The sequence below is a fragment of the Lactiplantibacillus sp. B652 genome (genome assembly GCF_023806745.1).
Classification (GTDB): domain Bacteria; phylum Bacillota; class Bacilli; order Lactobacillales; family Lactobacillaceae; genus Lactiplantibacillus; species Lactiplantibacillus pentosus.
The window spans coordinates 1-21604 of the sequence record NZ_JAMSKY010000002.1 but is presented as its reverse complement, the minus strand read 5'-3'; the positions used below and the strand labels follow the sequence as shown (position 1 = coordinate 21604).

Sequence of the window (21604 nt, the reverse complement as noted above, 5' to 3'; positions counted from 1 at the left end):
GGTGCAACAGATCAGTATTATCGACGCTAAGGACCATGTTGACGAAAAAGTTAAGATTGGGGCTTGGCTAACTAATAAGCGTTCAAGTGGGAAGATTGCCTTCTTACAATTACGCGATGGTTCAGCCTTTTTCCAAGGGGTCGTCGTTAAAAGCCAAGTGAGCGAAACTGTTTTTGAGCTCGCTAAGGAAGTCAAACAAGAAGCTAGCATGTGGATTACGGGTGTGATTCATGAAGATAGCCGCTCCAAGTTTGGCTACGAAATCGAAGTTGAAGACATTGAAGTGGTCGGCGAGAGTGAAGAATATCCAATTACACCTAAGGAACACGGGGTTGATTTCTTATTAGACCATCGTCACTTATGGCTTCGTTCAAAACGGCCATGGGCAATTATGAACATTCGTAATGAAGTTACCCGGGCCACATATGAATTCTTCAATCAAGAAGGCTTCATCAAGATGGATCCACCAATTTTGACCGGGAGTGCGCCAGAAGGAACGACTGAACTGTTCCATACGGAATACTTCGACCGGGACGCCTACTTGTCTCAAAGTGGTCAGTTATACGCTGAAGCTGGCGCATTAGCTTACGGCAAGGTCTTTACGTTTGGCCCAACTTTCCGGGCTGAAAAGTCTAAGACGCGTCGTCATTTGATCGAGTTCTGGATGATTGAACCAGAAATGGCCTTCATGCACCAAGAACAAAGCTTGGAAGTTCAAGAACGCTACATTGCTTTCTTAGTTCAAGGTGTCATCGACCACTGTCAATACGCCTTAGATATTTTAGGTCGCGATGTCGAAACACTGAAGAAATACACGAAGTTGCCTTACCCACGGATCAGTTACGATGAAGCCATCGAATTATTGAAAGCCAACGACTTCGATGTTGATTGGGGTGTTGATTTTGGCTCGCCAGAAGAAACTTTCTTAGCAGACCACTTTGACCAACCCGTCTTCGTTTTAAACTATCCAAAGGCCATCAAGCCATTCTACATGAAACCACATCCAACGCGTGAAGACGTTGTGATTTGTGCGGACTTATTGGCACCAGAAGGGTATGGTGAAATCATCGGTGGTTCTGAACGGGCCACGGACTATAACTACCTGCTGGACCAAATCAAGAAAGCTGGCTTGAACCCTGACGATTACGCTTGGTACTTGGACTTGCGTAAGTATGGGAGCGTCCCTCATTCTGGCTTCGGGCTTGGTTTGGAACGCTTCTTAACGTGGATTACCGCTGAGGACCACGTACGGGAGACGATTCCATTCCCACGTTTATTGAACCGGATTTACCCGTAAAACAAATTGATATTTTTATTAAGAGCGTGGGACCTGGTCTCACGCTCTTAATGGTGAAAGGGTGTTGATTGAATGGAGTCTTTAGCAGCGGCATTAGTGAATGATGGTCAGACCACGATTGCCAATGCCTTACTGGCGCATTATCGTGAGATTGGCGTCACTAATGATGAGTTATTGGTTTATCTACAATTCAAACGGTTGATCGATCAAGGCAATCAATTCCCGGATGCAGCGGTGATTGCCAAGAGTTTAGGTGAGTCAACGAACACCGTTTTTCAGCGCTTGCATGAAATGTTGGCTAAAAAGTTACTAACGATTGAATCGATTACTGGGGATGATCAAAAAATTCATGACCGGTATAATTTTGACGGTCTCTACGACAAGTTGGCCGTGGCTCTTAAAAAGCAACCTGTCACGGATCAGGCTGAAAAGCAAGCCGCTAATGAGAACAAACGACAGAAAGTATTTCGTGCGATTCAGACTGAATTTGGGCGAGACTTGTCGCCAATCGAAATGGAAAGCATTAGTAAGTGGTTTGATGAAGACCATTACGACCCCGACGTTATCGAGTTGGCATTGCGTGAAGCCGTATTACGGCAAGTGTACAACCTGACTTACATGGACCGGATCCTGCTGAATTGGCAGAAGCGCAACTTGAAGACTGCGGCTCAGGTCGAAGCTGAACGTCAACGCAGCATCGAACAACGGCTGAATTCCGCGCCACAACCGCAACGCCAAACTGGTGAGAACGCCCTACCTAAAATCCCACTCTTTAAGTTGGGTGATGAGCAGTCTTAGGGTTGGTTTGTCGCAAAAAAACGAATACGTGTCATAACTGGATTTAAATCAAACTCGCGACTAGCTATTTCGGATGGCTGGTCGCGAGTTTTTTTGGCTGGCAGTTGGTATCGATGATGATAAAAAAGTGCGCATTGTTTGGTTTACTGTTCGTCTGCCGGTGATCTCCTTATTCCGACTTCCGGGGCCGGCTGACAATTGCTGGAACGTAAGCCGACGTCGATTTGAACTCACGCAGAAAATCACTGCGCAATTTCAAATACGAGTCTTATTCTAAGCCGGAAGAAAATCACTTCCGACTAAGAATAATTTGGCTACTGAGCATTGTCAGCCGGCCACTCCAGTCGGGAAGCCACTCGAATGGCAGATGAACGACCACCTATCTGGGTACAATTGACCTCTGAACATTTAGTGATTGGCCCCTCCGGTAAAATCTTGATCGGTACTGTTAATGCTTTATGGCCTTTGAGTAGTGAGAAAATCACCTGAATATCGTTCACTATTCTCAATGCCACTAAATTCAACGGCCACTGGTCTCGAGTTTAATCGATAAAATGGCCTTCGCTTAGAATTCAAGATTTTGTTATCTCAGACGACTAGAGCAGATTCCGACGAACTCAGTAAAGTTGCTTGTTATCGGCTTTAAAAAATTGGGTATGGAAGTCTAGCTATTGTTAGAAACTAATCTGACAGTTCAATATCAAAATTATCGTGTGCTGAGGAACCAACGACTAAACTAATAAAAAGTTGGGTCCGCATATGTCTGCCTTTCGAATACCATCCCGGCTGGAAGGTATTCTGGGCAAGGCCCAGTGGTGAAATTTCACTTATCAAGCGTTTTGTGCTTGGTTAGTGAAAGACCAGTATTTAAGACGTGGTTTGTCGGCTTAAATCTGTGTCCACCACGTTCCGGCCATTGCCCAGAATGCCTGGAAGCCGGACTAGGAAGCATCCATCACTGCATGTTTACGGTAACTCGCACTGTTTCCAACGGGTCTCAGCTGGCTGTTTTGAACTTAATAATCGGCACGTTTTTATCATTTTGATGCCAGATGGTTGTACTACTTTAGTAAATCAAAACTAAACATCATAGAATAATTAAAAACAGATGATAACTAGTTATTGACTTCTCATCATAAGAGCGCGATACTGTAAACAAGCAAGTGAATATATCGATAAATACGTGTAAGATGAGTAGGCGTTGTGTAGATTGGTCAGAGAGCTGTCGGGTGGTGTGAGGCAGTCAAACCGCAACGTCGAAGATGGTCTTATAATGCAAGTTTCAGCGCTGAGCAGTTGATGAGTAAGGCGTTGACGGGTACGCCCGTTATTGGGTTAGAGTTACGGCAGTCATAAAGACTGGCGTGACTTGAAGTGCGGTGGCCTGTGAGGGTCATTCGAAGTAAGGTGGTAACACGGAAAAACGTCCATTCGTCCTTAATCTGGCAATCAGATTAAAGATAATGGGCGTTTTTTAATGGAGAGGATGCAGAAGATGACAGAAGCAGTAATTGATTTAACGAAGATTGGTGTAACGTTTAAGGATGGCCAGCAGACGATTCAGGCCGTTCAAGACGTGGATTTGAAAATTGAGGCTGGTGACATCTATGGCATTATCGGCTATTCTGGGGCTGGAAAAAGTACGTTAGTCCGGGTCATTAATTTACTACAGGTCCCAACAACTGGGCGGGTGGTCGTTAATGGTCAGGCTTTGCAAGAGCTTTCGCCAGTTGCCTTGCGACAGGCACGTAAACGGGTCGGTATGATTTTCCAACATTTTAACTTAATGCAGTCGCGGACGGTACTTGGTAACGTGGTCTATCCACTACTCGGGCAAAAAATCAGTAAGTCCGAGCGCCGGGCTAAAGCGCTACGGTTACTTAAACTGGTTGGCCTGGAAGATTACGCTGACAGCTATCCAGATAAATTGTCGGGTGGGCAAAAGCAACGGGTGGCAATTGCCAGGGCACTGGTGACTGATCCGCAAATTCTGATTTCAGATGAAGCGACCAGTGCACTCGATCCCAAAACGACCGCGGCGATTCTGTCGTTACTGCAACAGGTGAATCGGGACTTAGGTGTTACGATCGTGCTGATTACGCATGAGATGCAAGTGATCAAGAGTGTTTGTCATCACGTGGCCGTCATGGAAAATGGCCGGATCATTGAACGCGGCCCTGTTGCGCAAGTCTTTACGGCACCCCAAGCGCCACTGACGGTTGATTTTGTGGAAACATCGACCAACGTGCGGGCAGCCATTGAACGCATCACGCGGACAATCAAATTGAGTGAACTGGCAGATGATCAAGAATTAATTGCGTTTAAATTCGTGGGGCAATCGACCAAGCAAGGCATCGTTTCCCATCTTTCACAAACGCTCGGTGTGGATGTCAACATTCTGTTTGCCAATATTGACCAGATCGATGGTCAAAATGTCGGTGATATGATTGCGATTATTACGGGTAATTTGCCCGCATTCAATCAGGCGATTGCGCAACTCGCTGACCAGGGTGTGCAGACTCATGTGATTAATGAACAAGATGTAAAGGAGTTGGTGGACTGATGAGTGCCTTGATACCAAACGTGTTACAAATGAAAGCAGAATTTATTCAAGCAACCTGGGAGACGCTGTACATGACCGCAATCAGTGCCATCGTAGCGGGTATACTTGGCCTGGGTCTCGGGGTCTTACTAGTCGTGACCCAACCCGGTGGGATTTTGGCGGACCGGCCGTCTTATGAATTATTAGATAAACTAACTAACTTATTGCGGTCGGTGCCATTCATTATTTTGCTGGCAGTCATTTCGCCACTGACCAGTTACTTAGTTGGGACGACGGTGGGGACAACGGCTTCACTGGTGCCATTAGTTTTTGGCATTTTTCCATTCTATGCTCGGCAGGTACAAAATGCCCTATTAGATGTAGATGGTGGCATCGTTGAGGCTGCTCAATCGATGGGCTCGAGCCCGGCCGCGATTATTTTTCGCGTGTATCTCAAGGAAGGCCTACCAGATTTAGTCCGAGTTTCCATCGTCACCGCCATTAGTTTGATTGGGTTGACCACGATGGCTGGCGCAATTGGTGCTGGCGGTCTTGGTGACATCGCCATCAGCATTGGATATGCCCGGTTTGAAAATGACGTGACGTTGGTCGCAATGATTATTATTCTAGTGATGGTGTTTGCCGTTCAGTTATTCGGCGACTGGCTCGTCAAACGAGTCTCACACCAGTAAAAGGGGAAAGTGTCGATGAAACGATTAGCATGGTGGTTATTAGGCATTGCAGTGATTGTCGGCGTGTGCGTCGGCTTACACGAAATTACAAGTTACTCCGCACGGGCGCAACAAAGTGCCACGATTACGGTGGGCTCGATGGGTTCAGACTATGAGGTCTGGCAGCATATTGCTAAAAGTACCGAAGCCAAGCAAATGGGACTAACAATTAAAGTTAAACAGATCACGGATGGTGTTCAGTTGAACAAAGCCACGGCGGACGGCGATGTGGACGTGAACGCGTTTCAGTCATGGTCGTATTATGAAACCTACAATCGGCAAAATCCCAAGGCCAAATTGGCAGCGTTAGGAACGACCTATCTAGAACCGATGGGAATTTATTCTAAAAAATATCAAAATGTCGATGAAATTCCAGACGGCGCAACGATCGCAATTGCCGATAATCCGTCGCAAGCGTCACGGGGACTGCTGTTGTTGCAAAAAGCGGGACTCATTAAATTATCGGCGAACTTTGGCGTCCTCGGAACGATTAAAGATATTACTAGCAATCCACGACATTTGAAGTTCAAGCAGATTGATGATACGACTGGACCGCGAATTATTAAGAACGTCGATGCCGTCCTGATTTCGAACACCGTCGCCTTGGAAGGACATTTACACGTCTTACAAGATTCGATTTATCATGAAAGTATGAATAAAAGCACCAAGGACAATGTCAATATTTTGGCGACCGCGGCGAAAAACAAGCATCGGGCCAGCTATCTCAAACTGGTCAAATTGTATCACCGTGCGGCTATCCAGAAATATATCAAGCAGAAATATTATGGGACGAAGATCAACGTCGAAAAGCCCCTCACTTATTTCGATAATTGATGAGCATATTGAATGCTAAATGATTACGTTCAAGTTATGATTATGATAACAAATGTCGTAAACTTTGAACTTGATCAGGAGGTCCTCAATCATGTATGAACGAATTTTAGTCCCACTCGATGGTTCGGATAATGCTTACTTCGCGTTAGAACATGCGATTGAACTTGCCAAGGTATTTGATTCACAGCTGTTCTTACTCAATGTGATCGATACGAATCGGTTTGGCGTCTATAGCCCGGATGTGTTTACAAGTGCGGCCCCAGATATGATGAGTTTTGATGAAGCACAGAGTAAGAAGCTGTTGGAGCAGGCGCAAGAACGTGTTGAAGCCCACCAGCTACACGCCGAAATTATTCGGCAGACGGGGGTCCCAAAAGTGGCGATCGCGGTCGATGTGCCTAAAGCACAAAATATTGACCTGATTGTGATTGGCCGTTCTGGAACCAACGCGATTTCACGACTATTCTTAGGGTCGACCACGGCCTACGTGGTGCGCAATACAGAAGCCAACGTGACAGTCGTGAACATGCCGAATGACGATGCTGAGGAACTGGAACGGACGGATGCCACTCAGGATGAGACGGAATAGCCAATCCAGTGAGAGGGCAGCGGTCTGAATTTTCCATGGTAGGCCGCCTTGGGTCGTAAGTTAGCGTTTCGATGCAAATACTGCTTTTATAAAAAGACTTACCACGCTACCAATTGGCGCGATAAGTCTTTTTGGTGTCCTGTGATAGTTGTGTTAGCGCGTTTGAATGGCACGCTAGTCGTGGTTGTTATCAGCGCGGTTTTAAACTGAAAGTTCGTGAACTGATCACAGGCGTCCCGTCCGTCAAAGCTGCAATTCAGGTGAACAAAGATTAGCGACTATCTCAAATTATCGATCAACTTTCAGACGTCTGGCTGCGGTCGTGCCCAATAGCGTTAGTACGACTGTAATCACCGCCAGTGCCATGCCGGATGCCGCTTCACCTTGTTCAAACGATTGGTAGATGTAGGTGGAAACGGTTGTCATGCCGGATGGTAATAACAGTAGTGCGACGACGAGCTCACGACTCGTGGCAATGAAGGCCATGATCAAACTATTGGCCAGCGCTGGCCACAAAATTGGTAAGGCAATCTTACGGATGATCCGTACAAAGTTGGGTTCAAAGACGCGCGCACTTTGGAGCAGGCTCCCATCAAATGTTTTTAATGCGGCGGTCAAATATTGTACCGTGGTTGGTAAAAAGAGCGTGATGTCTGCAATCACCAATATTGCGAGCGTCCCATATAGTTTCGTGAAAGCCAACCATTGTGAGAATAAAATCATCAGGCTGAGTGCCAAGACCACGTTTGGTATTGCCAGTGGCAAGGCGCCTAAAATCCGGTTGACTTGTCGTAACCAGTTGGGCAGATGGTTAGTGAGACTTCCAAGACTTAAATATAGCCCAATTAGGACGTTGAGACTGCTAATTAAGAGTGCGAGGCCCAGGGTCGTCAGCATCGCTTGAAAGGCCGGACTGTCAAAACGCAATAGTTCCAGATAATGCACCAGGGTCAAATTACTTAGCTGCCAGCCGAGACTGCGCTGCTTGAACAACGACTGAGCCAGAATTGCGCTATAGGGCAGAATGATGGCGACACCGACCAAGAGCGCTGTATAGCTACTGGCTAGGCCGATTAAGCCACGCCGAGTTGTGATGATAGGTTCTTGCCCGGTCAAAGTAACGCTGGGGCGCCGTGAGAGCCATTGCTGAACGATCCATGCGGTCAGTGCTAGGCCGAGCAATATTGTTCCCGTCAAGACGCCATTCTGGAAGTCGAGTGGCCACTGACTTAAATCCTTTTGAATCGTGGTCGTCAGGACTTCGAAATGAATGTTACGGCCAAACGTCGCCGGGGTGCCAAACTCAGCCAGAGTCTTGGTGAAGACTAGTAGCCAGACTGCTAGATATGGGACTGCCATCACGGGTAAGCTAATGCGGGTCAACTGACGCCATTTGGACACACCATGAACAGTAGCCGCCTCCGTCCAACGCCGGTTATATTGACTGAACGCCGTCTGTAATCCCAGGTACGCGATGGGATAGAGATGCAGGCTCATAATCAAGACCATGCCAGCTGGAGAGAAGAGCCACTGGAAGTGCTGATGCCAAGTCGGACTCAATTGGGCTAACAGGCCGTGTGGTTGGAAAAAGTAGATCCAACCCATCGCGTTGATATATGGCGGTGTCATAAAGGGAACTAATAACAGGCCTTGTAACCACCGATATTGTGCGAGTGGTGTGCGGGTCATAATCAAGGCCAACGGGGTCGCAATCAACGTCGTTAGGACCATTGTACCGACACCTAAAAAGAGACTGTGCTGCAGACTCGTCTGGTTCTGTGACTGTATTAGTTGGTGCCATAAAGCCGCTGGTGCCTGTCCGAGTAGCGTTTGGCCTACCAAACCGATCAGCGGGCCAATAATTATGGCTGCTAAGATGAGCGAGCCACCAACTGAGAGACCAATCAGTCCTTGCCGTCGATTCATCAATTAAAGACCTGCTTGAAGCTGGCTAAGTTGTCGGTCAACGCCGTATTGGCACGTTGCCAGTTGACGCGATAGGTGTTGATCGGCTGGTTGTTCAATGGGTTCGTCAGCTTGGTCGTTGTCCCGGCAATCAGATGGTTTTGTTCGACTTGTTGTTGCACCTTAGCTGATAACAAGTAATCCACAAATTTCTTGGCGGCAGTCTGGTGGCGACTTGATTTTAAAATCATTGCTGGTCGCGGATTGACGAGCGTTCCGCTTTTAGGGTAGACGAAACCGATTCGTTCGCCTTTTTTGATGGCGGCGATGCTCATGTAATCAACGCCCCCGAAAACAGCGGCTTTTTGGCCAGTGACGACCGCATCGAGCACTTCCTTGTTCGCGCCACCCATTTCGGCCCCATTCTGTTTGAGGGCCTTCAGTAACCGATTACCATGTTGCATTTGGTAGGTGTTTATGAAATCCAGACTGGAACCAGACGTTTGGGGATCCGGAATGGTGACTTGATTGCGAAATTCCGGCTTGGTTAAATCGGACCAATCCGTCGGTGCTACTTTGACTTGTTGCTTATTGTAAGTGATACCGACTGCAGAAGCACTGTAACTAAAGAGTTGCTGGTGCTTGTCCTGAAAGGCTGGATTAAGCTGCTGGGCGCGTTTGGCATTATGGTAGGTCAATAGTTGATCGTTGCGTTGTAAGTCGACACCAGCGGCCATTGAGGCGAGAATCAGGACGTCTGCTTGGGGGTTCGCCTGTTCTGCCTTGACTTTACTCAAGATTTTACCGGTCGTTCCATCAAAACTTTTGACCTTGATCCCAGTCTGGTGTTCGAAACCTTTAATGATTTGATCGGACAACGGCTTGGGACCAGCGGCGTATACCGTCAAGGTTTGTTGCTCGGTTGCATTGCTAGCGGCATTTACGGCTTTGGAACGGTGGCTATTCGTGTAGATGGTTGCACCCAGCGTCAAGACACCTAAAGTGGACAGGGTGATGATTGCTAATTTAGACATTGTATCAGCTCCTAATAAGTAAGAATTGCAGACGAGTCGACGGTCATCGTAATCGTAGCGGGGGCGTACGGCAGGGCAGTTTTGAGGTGCCACTGATAGTCGGCCATCTGGACCAGCGTGTCATAGTGATCACCCATGAAGGTTGAAGTCAGAATTTGTCCTGGATAACATGGACCATCCGCGCCCTGTTCCACGAGATGCACGTGTTCCGGACGAACCGCAGTGTGATCGTCGATTTGATTCAACGGACCCATAAAGCGCGCGGCAAACTGGTTACGCGGATGCTGATACAAATTGGCAGCGGTATCACTTTGGACGACCTGTCCGGCATGTAGCAGCACAATATTATCTGCGATTCGTAACGCTTCTTGGCGGTCATGAGTCACAAAAATGGCGGTCAAATGATGCGCCTTAACTAGCGCACTGATATCCTGTTGCAGTTGTAGCCGTAGTTGTGGGTCGAGTGCGCTCAGGGCTTCATCAAATAAAATTAAATCGGGCTGAGTAGCTAGTGCCCGGGCGAGCGCCACGCGTTGCTGCTGGCCACCGGAGAGCTCCCGTGGATAGCGTTGGCCGTAATCAGCTAAGCTGACTTGCGCGAGCGCCCACTCGACGCGTTTTCGGCACTCAGCTTTAGACAAGTGGGTCTCAATCGCAAACGCGATGTTCTGATGGACCGTCATGTGTGGCCAGAGTGCGAAGTCCTGGAAAACCATTGCTAATTGGCGCTTGGCTGGTGGGCAGTTGAGCGACTGGTCAGCATCAAAAATTGGTTGTTCATCGAACCAGATTTGACCACTGTCGGGCGTCGTTAAACCCGCAATGAGGTTTAGCAGGGTGGACTTACCTGAACCGGATGGGCCAACCAGGGCAGTGATCTGCTGCGTCGGAATCGTCAAGTTGAGGTCCTCAATGACGGGTCCTTGGTAGCTTTTTGAAACGTGTTGTAATTTAATCGCGACCAAAATGGATAACTCCTCTAAATTGATAAAATTGGTTAAGTCACTTTGTATTGTAGTGGTAAATGCTGGGTGATGCGTTGATTTTTGGTATCGTTTGTGTAAAGTTTGTGTGTAATTTAGGCAAAAAAAGATCACTGGTTAGATTCAACCAGTGATCAGATGGTGCGATTAAGAAGACTTATTGGCCTTCAGTGTTGGTGTCCGTTGTTGGTGTTTCAGTTGTAGCTTCCGAGCTAGCGGCAGAAGAGCTACTTGCTTCGGTAGAACTGCTCTCAGAACTTTCCTCAGATGACGAACTTTCAGCGCTGCTAGAAGAAGCAGACGATGATGATGAAGATTCTTCAGAGGAACTACTTTCACTGCTCTCAGAACTGCTACTGCTTGAAGCACTCGTCGCTGAGCTGCTGGTTACGGACGAACTGGAACTAGCTGAGCTAGAAGTGCCGGATGACGCTTCACTACTTGAGAAGAGGTGACCGACGACGTACAATTCTTCAATTCCATTACGTTTAGTGGTCCCGACCGTACTTGGTTTGGTCCAGTCAGAGTTTGGTGAGTATTGTTGCAAGTAACTCATCATCGCCCGATAGATTTGTTGTGAGATCTTCTCGTTGGAACTGTCCAAGTAACCGCCAGCTTCAGTGGCTTTGTCGTAACCAGTCCAAACAGCGACGGAATAATTCTTCGTATAACCAGCCATCCATGAATCGACGACGGCGTTAGAAGGAACTGAATTCTTGTATTTCGAATCGTAATCATCAGTCCCAGTCTTACCAGCTTGATAAACGCCGCTGATTTTGGCAGTCGTCGCAGTCCCAGTAGAACTATTGATGACACCTTTCAGCATGTCAGTAATCATGTAGGCTGTCGACTTCTTCATCGCCCGTTTACCGTTGCTCGTGTAGGACGTTGTCTTACCGTCTGCGGTCGTGACTTTGCGGATATAGTATGGCTTGTGGTAGACACCACCATCTGCAAAGGCCGCATACGCGCCAGCCACTTGCAGGGTACTTACGCCCGCACCGATCGCGTTGGCGTAGTTGACCGTCTTCAAATTGATACCGATGCCCTTAGCAAAGGTCTGTGCCCGCGTCTTACCAACGGCTTGCAAGGTCCGAACAGCGGGGATGTTCCGTGATTGAACTAAGGCTTCCCGCATGGTCATATTGCCCAGGTAATTGTTATCAAAGTCATGAACCGAGATATTAGTGCCAGGGTACTTATACTTAGTATCAGAAAGTGATTTATAAGTTGGCCAGTTCAAATATTCAATGGCTGGGCCATAGTCCAAGATTGGTTTCATCGTGGAAGCGTTCGAGCGATCGGTTTGGACCGCCCGGTTAGTCCCATAAACGACGTTCCCAATCTTTCGACCACCAATCATGGCAGAAATTTTACCCGTGTAGGAGTCAACCACTGAGACCCCTAACTGGAACGTCTGCTTGCCATTGTTGGGATAGGTGACGTATTTCGACGTATTGGCAATCTCATAGAGGCGTTTCTGGGCGTCCATATCCAGGTTGGTATACACTTTTTCGCCATCGGTCAATTTATAACCTTTTTTGAGTAAGTCTTGACGGACTTGGTTCAAATAGGCGTCCAGAATCTTGTTGGTCTTACTGTGAGTCGTCAATCCGGATCGACCTGCACTAGATAGGCCGGTTTTAACGCTAACTTTCTTGGCAGCCGTTTCCTGAGACTTCGTGATGACCTTATTGTCGTACATCGCTTCGAGCACTAAGTTACGACGGCTCGTCGCATATGACGGGTAGGTCGTCGGATCATAATAGGTTGGCGACTGCGGCATCCCAGCGAGCAAGGCTAATTGACTCAAGCTCAAGTCTTTGAGCGACTTGTTATAGTAATACTTCGCAGCGGTTCCCATCCCGTAGATCCCGTTGCCCATGTAAACCTTGTTGATGTAAAATTCCAGGATTTGCGATTTGCTGTAATGTTTTTCCAGGTTAAGTGCTAACCAAGCTTCTTGGGCCTTAACTTTCAGGTTCCGGTCGGACGTATCCGTCGAGAAGACGGCCAACTTGACCAGTTGCATGGTTAAGGTACTCCCACCTTGCATCCCCAGGGAACTGCCCTTAAGGTTACCAACTGCAGCCCCCAAGATCCGATAATAATCGACCCCGTGATGTTTATAGAAGCGACGGTCTTCAATCGAGACGACGGCGTTTTTCAAAGTCGTCGGAATGTTACTAGACTTAACGTACTGAAGGTTGCTCGTGCCCAGGTTCGTGATGTAGTTGTCATCTTTACCGTAAATCTTAACGGCACTGGTTCCTTTCAGGTCAGATTCAGTGATCGTTGGGGAAGTTTGTGCATAGTAGAAGAAGAGACACAGTCCCGCCAGTACCCCGACGACAAATAAGCCAACTAATGAGAGGAAAATTCGTCGAAACCAGTGTTTCTTGGGTGGTTGGGGTTGGCTCTTACGTCGCGCAACCCGTGAATTCTGTTCATTGTTACCTGCCATGATGTTCTCCTTTAATGAATTGATGAGGCCTCATCAATGATGTTATCAATCGCATCCAAGTATGGAATTCGTGGATTGATCTGATAATGTAGCTCCACGGCCAAGTGTTCAATATCCGTCAGTGGAATTGATTTGCGACCACCATCTCCTTGATGATCCCAATAAGTAAATAGGTCGCTGGCTGTCAGCAAAAATAGGCGTCCCAATGTAGCAAAGCGAATAATAACGAAGCAAATGCCGCTTTGTGACAAGCACTGACGCATGTGCTTGATTTGGTGCTCATGAAAGTTTTTAAGCGGAAAAGCCGTCTTACTCTTGGTCTCCTTGGCTTCAAAATCCAAATACCTGCCACGGTAAACGCCGTTGTAGTCAGTTGTTGAAGCTTGTTTGAAGTAGGCTTCGCGAATAACTGCTGCGCTCCGTTTTGGATAATCAACTTTAACGATTTGGATGGGCGTTGGCTTTTTATGAATAACTGCGATATCATTTTCAAGATAGTAGGTATTGCTATCGTTGATTTCTTGTTCTAAGCTCATCCCGCGATCGCCAAAATTAACATTGGCAAATTTGGAAGTTTTGGATTTGGTTGGGCCAGGTTGACGATAGACTTTACCGTTGGGATAGCGAATCGTCACATTAATCAACCTCCTAATAATGTTACATTTTACCATTAACTAATGGGGAATGTGAAATATCTGTGAGTTTTTAGCTGATTAAGCGTGAATTCTACCGCGAAAGGAGCCTTTTTATGAGTCGGTTATGGCTTAGTGGTTACCGGAGTTACGAGTTGAATGTCTTCGGTGATCAAGATGACAAATTGAAAGTTATTAAGTTTGCGTTAACTAATTACTTGAAGACCCAAATTGAAGATGGCATGGACTGGCTCATTACCGGTGGTCAATTGGGGATTGAACAGTGGGCGGCCGAGGTCGGGCTCGAACTGAAGCAGACCTATCCGGAACTGAAAGTTGCGATGATGCTTCCATATGGAGAATTTGGAGGGCGCTGGAATGAAAATAATCAGGCCAAGTTGCAGACGTTACTGGCCCGCGTTGACTTTCACGCATCCGTCAGCAAGCAACCGTATGAAAATTCGCAACAATTAAAAAATTATCAAGAATTTATGGTGACTCACACCGATGCGGCCACCTTGGTGTATGACCCGGATAATCCCGGTAAGCCTTCCTACGACTACGATTTGATCAAGACCTTCAGCGAGAATCATCCGTATCCATTGACGCTGATCGACTTCGATTGGTTACAGGAAAGTGCCAACGAATATGCAGAAAAACAGAATAATGGTTTTAATTTTGAATAAAGTCTGCTACAATATTTTAAGTAATGCGGATGCCTTATGGGTGTCGCGCGAATAACAATGAGGTGTTTTTAAATATGGCTAAACGTAATTTTACTCCCAAAGACATCCTTCAAAAAGAGTTTAAGCCAAAGATGCGGGGCTATGATCCCGCCGACGTGGACGGCTTCTTAGATAATGTCATTAAGGACTATGAGTCATTTACTAAAGATAACCAACAACTTTCAGATGAAAACGAACGGTTACGTGCCAAAGTTGACGAGCTGACTAAGCAAGTCGCTGTCGGTGCAACCAGTCCATCTTCACAACCAACGAGTACGGTGACGAACATGGACATTCTGAAACGGTTGTCTAACTTGGAACGCCACGTCTTTGGTGCCCAATTAGATAATAATCAAAACGAACCACACCGCCTATAATTGTGATTCGATGTAAATTCTGGGTAATCGCGGTCGGCTTATGTCGGCTGAGGAAGGTCCATGCTCGCACAAGCTGCGATGCTTGTAGTGTTCGTGCTCGGTGAAAAAATAAGCCGGGGTGCCGATTTATCGGTAACGGCGGGAAAAACGGCTAAGGTTTCGGCTATGCCCGAGTATCCCTGAAAAGTGCCACAGTGACGATACTCAGTTGGAAACGACTGAGTTGGAACGCGGTAAACCCCGCGAGCGGGCAACCCAAACTACGGTAGGGGCGCTTCACATATGGAATTGAACTGAATGTGGGGGGAGATTTGTAATCTCGAGATAGATGATTACCGCCTAGTTAACAGACCCTGTACTTTGACTAGGTACAAAACATGGCCTACAGGAATTTACATTTAGACAGGAGACTGGGACAAAAGTTCGCTTTTGTCCCAGTTTTTTTAGCTATGAAGCAAGTCAACCAATAACTTATGCTAAACTAGATGGCGGGAAAACGGTTCGCTTTCGATGAGGAACCAACACTAGAGATATTAACAATTGCAGTAGGAGGAAATTATGCAAAAATTTAGATTAATCGCTACCGCGGCGAGTGGGATTGAAGCGCTCGTTGGTCGTGAATTACGAGACTTGGGTTATCAAGTGCAGACTGAAAACGGTCGGGTGCGGTTCAATGGAACGATCAAGGATATTTTACGGACGAACTTGTGGTTGCGGACTGCGGACCGGATCAAAATCATTGTCGGTGAATTTGACGCGACCACGTTTGACGAGTTATTCGAAAAGACGCTGGCTTTACCATGGGACCAGTTATTGCCGATGGATGCTGAATTTCCAGTTGAGGGTAAATCGCGTAATTCTAAGTTACACAGTGTGCCCGATGTGCAGTCGATCGTGAAGAAAGCCATCGTCAACCAATTATCAGAGACCTACCACCGTAGCGGCCACTTACCAGAGACTGGGGCGTTGTTCCCACTCGAAGTTGCCATTAATAAGGATCACGTTTTGCTGACCTTAGATACCACCGGTTCAAGTCTGTTCAAACGGGGCTATCGGGTCGAAAAAGGGGGCGCACCACTTAAGGAAAACATGGCGGCTGCCTTAGTTATGTTGGCTAAGTGGTATCCAGACAATCCGTTTGTTGACCCCGTCTGTGGTTCCGGAACGATTCCAATCGAAGCCGCCCTGCTCGCTCGCAACATTGCCCCAGGTTTCAACCGGGCCTTCGCTTGTGAGAAATGGGACTGGGTACCTAAAGGGTTGAGTCAGGAATTACGTGACGAAGCCGATAGCTTAGCGGATTATGATATGGAACTAGATATTAGCGGCTACGATATCGACGGCAAAATGATCGATATTGCCAAGCTGAACGCGCGTGAAGCTGGTCTGTTACATGACATTCACTTTAAACAATTAGCCGTGAAAGACTTCACCACCGATAAAGTTAATGGCGTTATCGTCGCCAACCCACCTTATGGGGAACGGTTGAGCGACCGTGACAGCGTCCGGATTCTTTATCGCCAAATGGGCCAAGTCTACGGTAAGCTTCCCAGTTGGAGCAAGTATATTTTAACGAGTGATCTAGAGTTTGAAGACTTCTACGGTCAAAAAGCCACTAAACGGCGCAAACTTTATAACGGGGCGTTACGGACCGATTACTTCCAGTACTGGGGGAAGCGTATTCGGCCAGCGCGTAACTAAATAGGAGCAAGAGACAGCCTCAATTTAGGTTGATGTTGTATTTAGGTTAGCATGAGAAATAAGCGTTCAATCGGAAAAAATTCGGTTGAACGCTTATTTTAGTCATCCAGGATAAACAACCGCACATGAGTTTAGTGGGACCCAATGACACTAGCAGACACGTCGATGACTCAAATGGCGCGTCTAGTTCAAATAGTAATCAAAGAAATTGGCAATCTTATCCATTAACGGGATTTTAACCAAGTGTTTAGCTTGATACCCGGTAATAAACGCGACCTGCTCAGCATACGGTGCAGTATGAACGCGGTCGAAGAAGTTGCGGGACTGGGCGTAAGGAATTCGTTCGTCGTCCGTGCCGTGCCAGAAGAGAACTGGCCGGTGGTTGATTGTTTCCGGCTGCAGATTCAGATCGTAATGGTCTAGCCAGCTGGTTAGGAGGCCGAGGTCACTTGGAAAATAAATGTGGTGTTTGGTGGCGTGCTGACGAACCAGTTGTGCGTAAGCATTTAGATTAGGGGTGCCCATGATAATGGTGGCCGCTTTGATTTCTGGGTGGTGCGTTAGTAGGGCGCCGGTCGTCATCCCGCCCATCGAGTAACCGCCGACGCCGATTTGATGGTTTAAAATCAGATGGGCTTGTTCATAGTGGGCAATGATGAGGTCGAACTCGGCGAGGTTGCCCTGAATGCTATTCCAGAAAGTAAACGAGGGAATGCGACTGACGGGTTGATGGCGATTGCCGTGATTCATCGCATCTGGGAGAACGACGCGTAACCGTTGATGCGCCAACTTGCGGGCTTGCGTTAGCACAAGTTCTTTATTAGACTGCCAACCGTGATAAAAAACGACGAGTGGTAAGGGCTGCTGTTCATCCGTTGCTTCGACAACTTCCAAAACGGGGACGTCTTGCAACTGATAGCTTTTGATGTTGATCATGATTTTCGACTCACTTTATGATTAGAATTGTTATTAAATTAACTCTGCCAGAAATACCTGCAGAATACAACTGATAGGTTCGATGGTGCACGCTCAAGTGATTTTGGGGCCAGCAATGCTGTTATAATTGAGTTAATAATTGGACAAGTAGCTGCTAAAGATAAATCAGCAAGTGAGGGCAACATAAAATGAAACCAATCGATATTGCATCAACTCAAAGAAGGACAACCATTATTCAACGCTATTTCAGCATGTGGCTGACCCGTGATTTTAGCAAACTCAAGCAGGTCATCGCCACGGATTGTTATTACCAAGAATGCTACGGACCAGCATATTGTTCGTTTGCCGAAATTCAGGCCTGGATTCAGCATCAACTTACCGTGCAACGAGTCATCGTCTGGCAAATTCAGCGGATTTGGACCGCGACGGATGGGACGATGTTTGTTCAGTGGCACTTTGAAGCGCAGACACAACGACTAACCGTCTTTGATGGTCTTTCGTCGATTCACTTTAATGCCGCTAACCAAATTGATGACTTACGAGAATATCAAACGACCACCCAACACACTTACCCTTATCATTAGATACAGCTGTCATTGGGATAGCGATTGTGCCATAATGAAAGCGAAAACATTAATCTGTTGGGGGCATCAGGATGCAAGTTCAGGTTTCAGTGATCGTGGCGGTTTACAATGAAGCACGTTGGATTCGTCGATGTTTGACGTCATTGCGGCAACAAACGTTGGTGGGATTAGAAGTGATTGTCGTTGATGATGGCAGTACGGATGGCACCGCTGCTATTTGTGATCAGTACGCGCAGCAGTGGCCACAGACGTTTCGAGTTATTCATCAGTCCAATCGTGGACAAGGGCCTGCCCGAAATGTGGGGATCGCGGCTGCTCAGGGGCGTTATCTGGGGTTTGTCGACGGTGATGACTGGGTCGAACCAACGATGTACGCCACGTTACTGGCGACCGCTGAGCGCAGTCATGCCCAAATTGTGGTCTGTGACGTTCGCAAATTGTATGTGGCAACTAATCGCGAGACTAGTTTGCAGAGCTTACCGGCTGCCAGCGACCACGTGGATATCGCCGCTTATCTCAAGTACGGGCTGAACAATGCCTATTCAGGCAATAAGCTGTATGCTCGTAATTGTTGGACAAATTGTCGCTATCAGCCGATGGTTTATGAGGATTTGGATATTTTACTAGACATGCTGAGTCGCTGTGAGCGCGTGGCCTATGTTCAACAACCCTTTTATAACTATTACAAACATGCTGGTTCGACGACCCTTGATTACACCAATCCACGTTTGTTCGATATTATGACCGCTTATCGGGATGCGGTTGCCCATGCAGCGCCACGTTACGTGGATGCCGTGACGTATTGTGTCGCCAAACGAATTTTGATCAACCTGGCGACACCCGGTTTTATCGATTACTTGGCACCGTTTACCGAACTGATTCGTGGCCTAGCAACTGCCTTTAAGGCCAGTCCGTCTGTGATGAACGACCCCGCAATCAAGCGAATTTTATATTATGCGACGCAGCCGACCTTGCCGCCATATTTGATTTGCACCGTGCAAAATTGGCTGGATTCGTGGCAAACCTATAGTCGTGGTTTAACTGTAATAATGCCCAAAACTGGTCAAACACCAGGACAGATAAAAGCACGTCCGGATGCTGTCAAACGTGATTATTGGCAATTACAAGGTTTGTTTGATCATGGTGGCTTACTAGTTTTGGGGCCTGTAACGTTGCAGCGGCCGTTTGGTCAGTTGCGGGCCGGTGGGGACGTGGTGGTTTATCGTGGTGAACGTTGCGTTGTCTTGGGTGCCCAACCGCAGTCACCATTAGTTTTTGAACTGTGTCAGCGGTTGTTGTCAGGGCCTCAATCGCTGTCGCAGTTACTCACGAGTATCAAAACGCAGCCGCAACAATGGGCGCTGGTGACGAACAATTTACGTCGAGTTGCGGTCACGCACTGGGTGCACTGAACTTGAAATCCGATTGACAGAAATACGGCTAGGAGCCACGCGGCCGTCTCCTGGCCGTTTTTGAGTACCCTAAAGTAGCGAAAATCTTAATCACTGGATTGTTGACATTGGAAATAAATGATAACATTAAGAAACGATGAAATTGGAGGTGGTCAAATGTTAAAACCAGCAGCGTTATTGCCGGGGGCCCATTTAGCTGTGGTCAGTCTTTCAAGCGGAACGCTTGGCGAACCGTCAAGTGAGCACCAACTAAAGTTAGGCTTACAACGTTTACGCCAACTTGGCTTAGTACCCGTCATAATGCCAAATGCACTTAAGGGGCGCGAAACATTACGCCGGCACCCGGAATTGCGGGCAGCAGATTTGAAAGCGGCGTTCTTGGATGATCACATTCAAGGTATCGTGGCAGCGATTGGTGGGGATGAAACGTATCGGACTTTGCCATATTTGTTGAACGACGACGAATTTACAACCGCGGTTCGCCGTTCTCCCAAGCTATTTACTGGTTTCTCTGATACCACGATTAATCACTTGATGTTTTATCAGTTGGGACTTCAAACGTTTTACGGTCCTAATTTTCTTAGTGATTTAGCTGAGTTAGCCCCAGAGATGCTGCCATACACCGCCGCGACTTGGCACCGCTTTATGACAGACAATGCTCAGACGGTGATTAAGAGCAGTCCAGTCTGGTATGACGAGCGGGTTGATTTTAGTCCCACGGCTATTGGAACCTCTCGAACAAGCCATGTGGAAATGCATCACTATGAAGTGCTGCGAGGAACTGGCGTCGTTAAAGGGCCATTACTAGGAGGGTGTTTAGATAGCTTTTATGATCTATTGACGACGACTCGCTATCCGGATGAACAGCAAGTTGCCAGGACCTTCAAGTTGATTCCGGCCGCTGATGAATGGCGGGGCAAAATTCTGTTTATGGAAACTAGTGATGAGCAGCCGGCACCGGCATTGTTCCAGCGGATGTTACGCTGTATCCGCGATGCGGGTATCTTGACCAATGTCGCTGCTGTCGTGGTCGGTAAACCCCAGAATGAAAATTACTACGCAGAATATCGCCAGTTGCTGATTGATGAGACCGCAGCGCTCGATCTGCCAATTCTTTACAACGTTAATTTTGGCCACGCCTTTCCACGAACAGCGTTGCCATATGGTGCCCAGGCGGCAATTAATTTCGACCAGGCCAGCTTGACGATTCTTGAACCGTGGTTTCAGTCCGAGTGAGGTCATTGGTTCGGGTTGCCTGCTACGATGCAGGACGCGGCCCGTCTGCAGCTTTTACCAAGTAATACATTCAAGTCAAATTTGACACTTTTTCTGAACCAGTCACCGGTAACTGGTTCAGCGAAGGGTCAAATTTTTTAGTCTAGCGCTCAAATCCATGACATCTCAGCAAACAAGGTCCGCAAAAATCGTGAATGCCAGTTTCCAATCTACATATCTCACTGCAGTTTTGGCGCCCACCGAAAAAACTAAATCGCACTTTCCAGCATTAGTTCACAATGTAAACAAAACGTAAAATGAATGCAATCAGTTTGTGAACCTTTTTGCACATTTTATGGGTACGATAAGTAGTGCAGGGAAAGTGGTACATATTTAGTTTAAGGATGGGAAGGCGAAGATTTTGAAGAAGCACAAAAAATGGCAATTAATGTTGCTACTGTTAGGGAGTTTGATTGGTAGCGCTGGCGCGGTGAAGGCCAGCGCCGCGGTGCCGGATATTTCAGAATGGCAAGGAAAGCTGACGAGTACGGAAGTCAAGAGTCTGGCGAGCCAAGCGGACTTTGTCATCAACCGGGTGCAGTACGGGAGTAGTTACGAGGATTTGTATCATTCTTCTAACGAAAGTTTATACGTGAAGTATGGGATTCCGTTTGGCTCATACGACTATGCCACGTTTACCAGCACCAGTACGGCCAAGGCAGAAGCTAAGAATCTGTTTAAAATCTTTTTAAGAGTAATATCAAGAAAGCGAGAATAATCATTTGGCGACTTGAATTAAGGTGCCGCTCACAATTTTTCCAGAGCCGACGACATTTATCTAACCA

19 protein-coding genes, 1 other RNA gene and 2 pseudogenes are annotated in these 21604 nt (G+C 47.2%); 15 read left to right on the top strand and 7 right to left on the bottom strand.

The window, feature by feature from the left end; translation table 11 throughout:
- Position 1: 1 nt before the first annotated feature.
- From asnS to MZO40_RS02825, 7 genes are all read left to right on the top strand, one after another.
- Positions 2-1297 (top strand): asparagine--tRNA ligase, encoded by a 1296-nt coding sequence (gene asnS, locus MZO40_RS02850; RefSeq protein WP_165860976.1) that lies wholly within the window; start codon positions 2-4, stop codon positions 1295-1297.
- Positions 1298-1369: 72 nt separating this feature from the next.
- Entirely contained in the window at positions 1370-2095 is a 726-nt protein-coding gene (locus MZO40_RS02845; RefSeq protein ID WP_050338681.1) for a DnaD domain-containing protein, read from the top strand.
- Positions 2096-2455: 360 nt separating this feature from the next.
- A complete protein-coding gene (locus MZO40_RS17365) occupies positions 2456-2584 on the top strand; it encodes a hypothetical protein (protein ID WP_260201178.1) in 129 nt (42 codons plus the stop codon).
- Between the two features lie 1006 nt (positions 2585-3590).
- On the top strand, positions 3591-4658 hold the full coding sequence (locus MZO40_RS02840) for a methionine ABC transporter ATP-binding protein (RefSeq protein WP_050338680.1): 1068 nt from the start codon (positions 3591-3593) through the stop codon (positions 4656-4658).
- Positions 4658-5329, top strand: a complete 672-nt coding sequence (locus tag MZO40_RS02835) for a methionine ABC transporter permease (RefSeq protein ID WP_122217599.1) — start codon at positions 4658-4660, stop codon at positions 5327-5329. Before MZO40_RS02840 ends, MZO40_RS02835 begins: the two co-directional genes overlap by 1 nt.
- A 15-nt stretch (positions 5330-5344) precedes the next feature.
- Positions 5345-6202, top strand: a complete 858-nt coding sequence (locus MZO40_RS02830; RefSeq protein WP_088769539.1) for a MetQ/NlpA family ABC transporter substrate-binding protein — start codon at positions 5345-5347, stop codon at positions 6200-6202.
- 91 nt (positions 6203-6293) lie between these two features.
- On the top strand, positions 6294-6791 hold the full coding sequence (locus MZO40_RS02825) for a universal stress protein (protein WP_105919754.1): 498 nt from the start codon (positions 6294-6296) through the stop codon (positions 6789-6791).
- A 288-nt stretch (positions 6792-7079) separates the two neighbouring features.
- Here the strand turns inward: MZO40_RS02825 and MZO40_RS02820 are convergent, their stop codons facing one another.
- The 5 genes from MZO40_RS02820 to recU all read right to left on the bottom strand — a co-directional run bounded on the left by MZO40_RS02820 (position 7080) and on the right by recU (position 13812).
- A complete protein-coding gene (locus MZO40_RS02820; protein WP_105961771.1) occupies positions 7080-8717 on the bottom strand; it encodes an iron ABC transporter permease in 1638 nt (545 codons plus the stop codon).
- Positions 8717-9730 carry an extracellular solute-binding protein gene (locus MZO40_RS02815; protein ID WP_105919756.1) on the bottom strand — a complete coding sequence of 338 codons (1014 nt, stop codon included), beginning with the start codon at positions 9728-9730 and terminating at the stop codon, positions 8717-8719. Before MZO40_RS02815 ends, MZO40_RS02820 begins: the two co-directional genes overlap by 1 nt.
- 11 nt (positions 9731-9741) lie before the next feature.
- Positions 9742-10695, bottom strand: a complete 954-nt coding sequence (locus MZO40_RS02810) for an ABC transporter ATP-binding protein (protein ID WP_088769535.1) — start codon at positions 10693-10695, stop codon at positions 9742-9744.
- Between the two features lie 175 nt (positions 10696-10870).
- Positions 10871-13177 carry a PBP1A family penicillin-binding protein gene (locus MZO40_RS02805; protein WP_105961770.1) on the bottom strand — a complete coding sequence of 769 codons (2307 nt, stop codon included), beginning with the start codon at positions 13175-13177 and terminating at the stop codon, positions 10871-10873.
- An 11-nt stretch (positions 13178-13188) separates the two neighbouring features.
- Positions 13189-13812, bottom strand: a complete 624-nt coding sequence (gene recU, locus MZO40_RS02800) for a Holliday junction resolvase RecU (protein ID WP_021336540.1) — start codon at positions 13810-13812, stop codon at positions 13189-13191.
- Positions 13813-13925: 113 nt separating this feature from the next.
- On the opposite strand from recU, the gene MZO40_RS02795 reads away from it, so the two are divergent.
- The 4 genes from MZO40_RS02795 to MZO40_RS02780 all read left to right on the top strand — a co-directional run bounded on the left by MZO40_RS02795 (position 13926) and on the right by MZO40_RS02780 (position 16612).
- On the top strand, positions 13926-14495 hold the full coding sequence (locus tag MZO40_RS02795) for a DUF1273 domain-containing protein (RefSeq protein ID WP_252133090.1): 570 nt from the start codon (positions 13926-13928) through the stop codon (positions 14493-14495).
- 74 nt (positions 14496-14569) lie between these two features.
- Complete coding sequence (gene gpsB / locus MZO40_RS02790; protein ID WP_252133089.1) at positions 14570-14911, top strand: cell division regulator GpsB; 342 nt, start codon at positions 14570-14572, stop codon at positions 14909-14911.
- Between the two features lie 15 nt (positions 14912-14926).
- An RNA gene (gene rnpB / locus MZO40_RS02785) (RNase P RNA component class B) lies at positions 14927-15301 on the top strand.
- Positions 15302-15469: 168 nt separating this feature from the next.
- The gene (locus MZO40_RS02780) at positions 15470-16612 is read left to right on the top strand and encodes a class I SAM-dependent RNA methyltransferase (RefSeq protein ID WP_050338671.1); all 1143 of its coding nucleotides are present in this window, start codon (positions 15470-15472) and stop codon (positions 16610-16612) included.
- Positions 16613-16795: 183 nt separating this feature from the next.
- Here the strand turns inward: MZO40_RS02780 and MZO40_RS02775 are convergent, their stop codons facing one another.
- A complete protein-coding gene (locus tag MZO40_RS02775) occupies positions 16796-17548 on the bottom strand; it encodes an alpha/beta fold hydrolase (protein ID WP_105961768.1) in 753 nt (250 codons plus the stop codon).
- A gap of 188 nt (positions 17549-17736) precedes the next feature.
- Between MZO40_RS02775 and MZO40_RS02770 the strand changes: the two genes are divergently transcribed.
- From MZO40_RS02770 to MZO40_RS02755, 4 genes and pseudogenes are all read left to right on the top strand, one after another.
- On the top strand, positions 17737-18132 hold the full coding sequence (locus tag MZO40_RS02770; RefSeq protein WP_122217602.1) for a nuclear transport factor 2 family protein: 396 nt from the start codon (positions 17737-17739) through the stop codon (positions 18130-18132).
- 71 nt (positions 18133-18203) lie between these two features.
- Positions 18204-19544: a glycosyltransferase gene (locus MZO40_RS02765; RefSeq protein WP_105961766.1), complete on the top strand. Its 1341-nt coding sequence runs from the start codon at positions 18204-18206 to the stop codon at positions 19542-19544.
- 156 nt (positions 19545-19700) lie between these two features.
- On the top strand, positions 19701-20780 hold the full coding sequence (locus tag MZO40_RS02760; protein WP_105961765.1) for a S66 peptidase family protein: 1080 nt from the start codon (positions 19701-19703) through the stop codon (positions 20778-20780).
- 400 nt (positions 20781-21180) lie between these two features.
- A pseudogene (locus MZO40_RS02755) lies at positions 21181-21501 on the top strand (glycosyl hydrolase family 25); the annotation flags it as partial.
- Here MZO40_RS02755 and MZO40_RS02750 read toward each other — a convergent pair.
- A pseudogene (locus MZO40_RS02750) lies at positions 21497-21604 on the bottom strand (IS5/IS1182 family transposase); the annotation flags it as partial. The pseudogenes MZO40_RS02755 and MZO40_RS02750 sit on opposite strands and share 5 nt — an antisense overlap.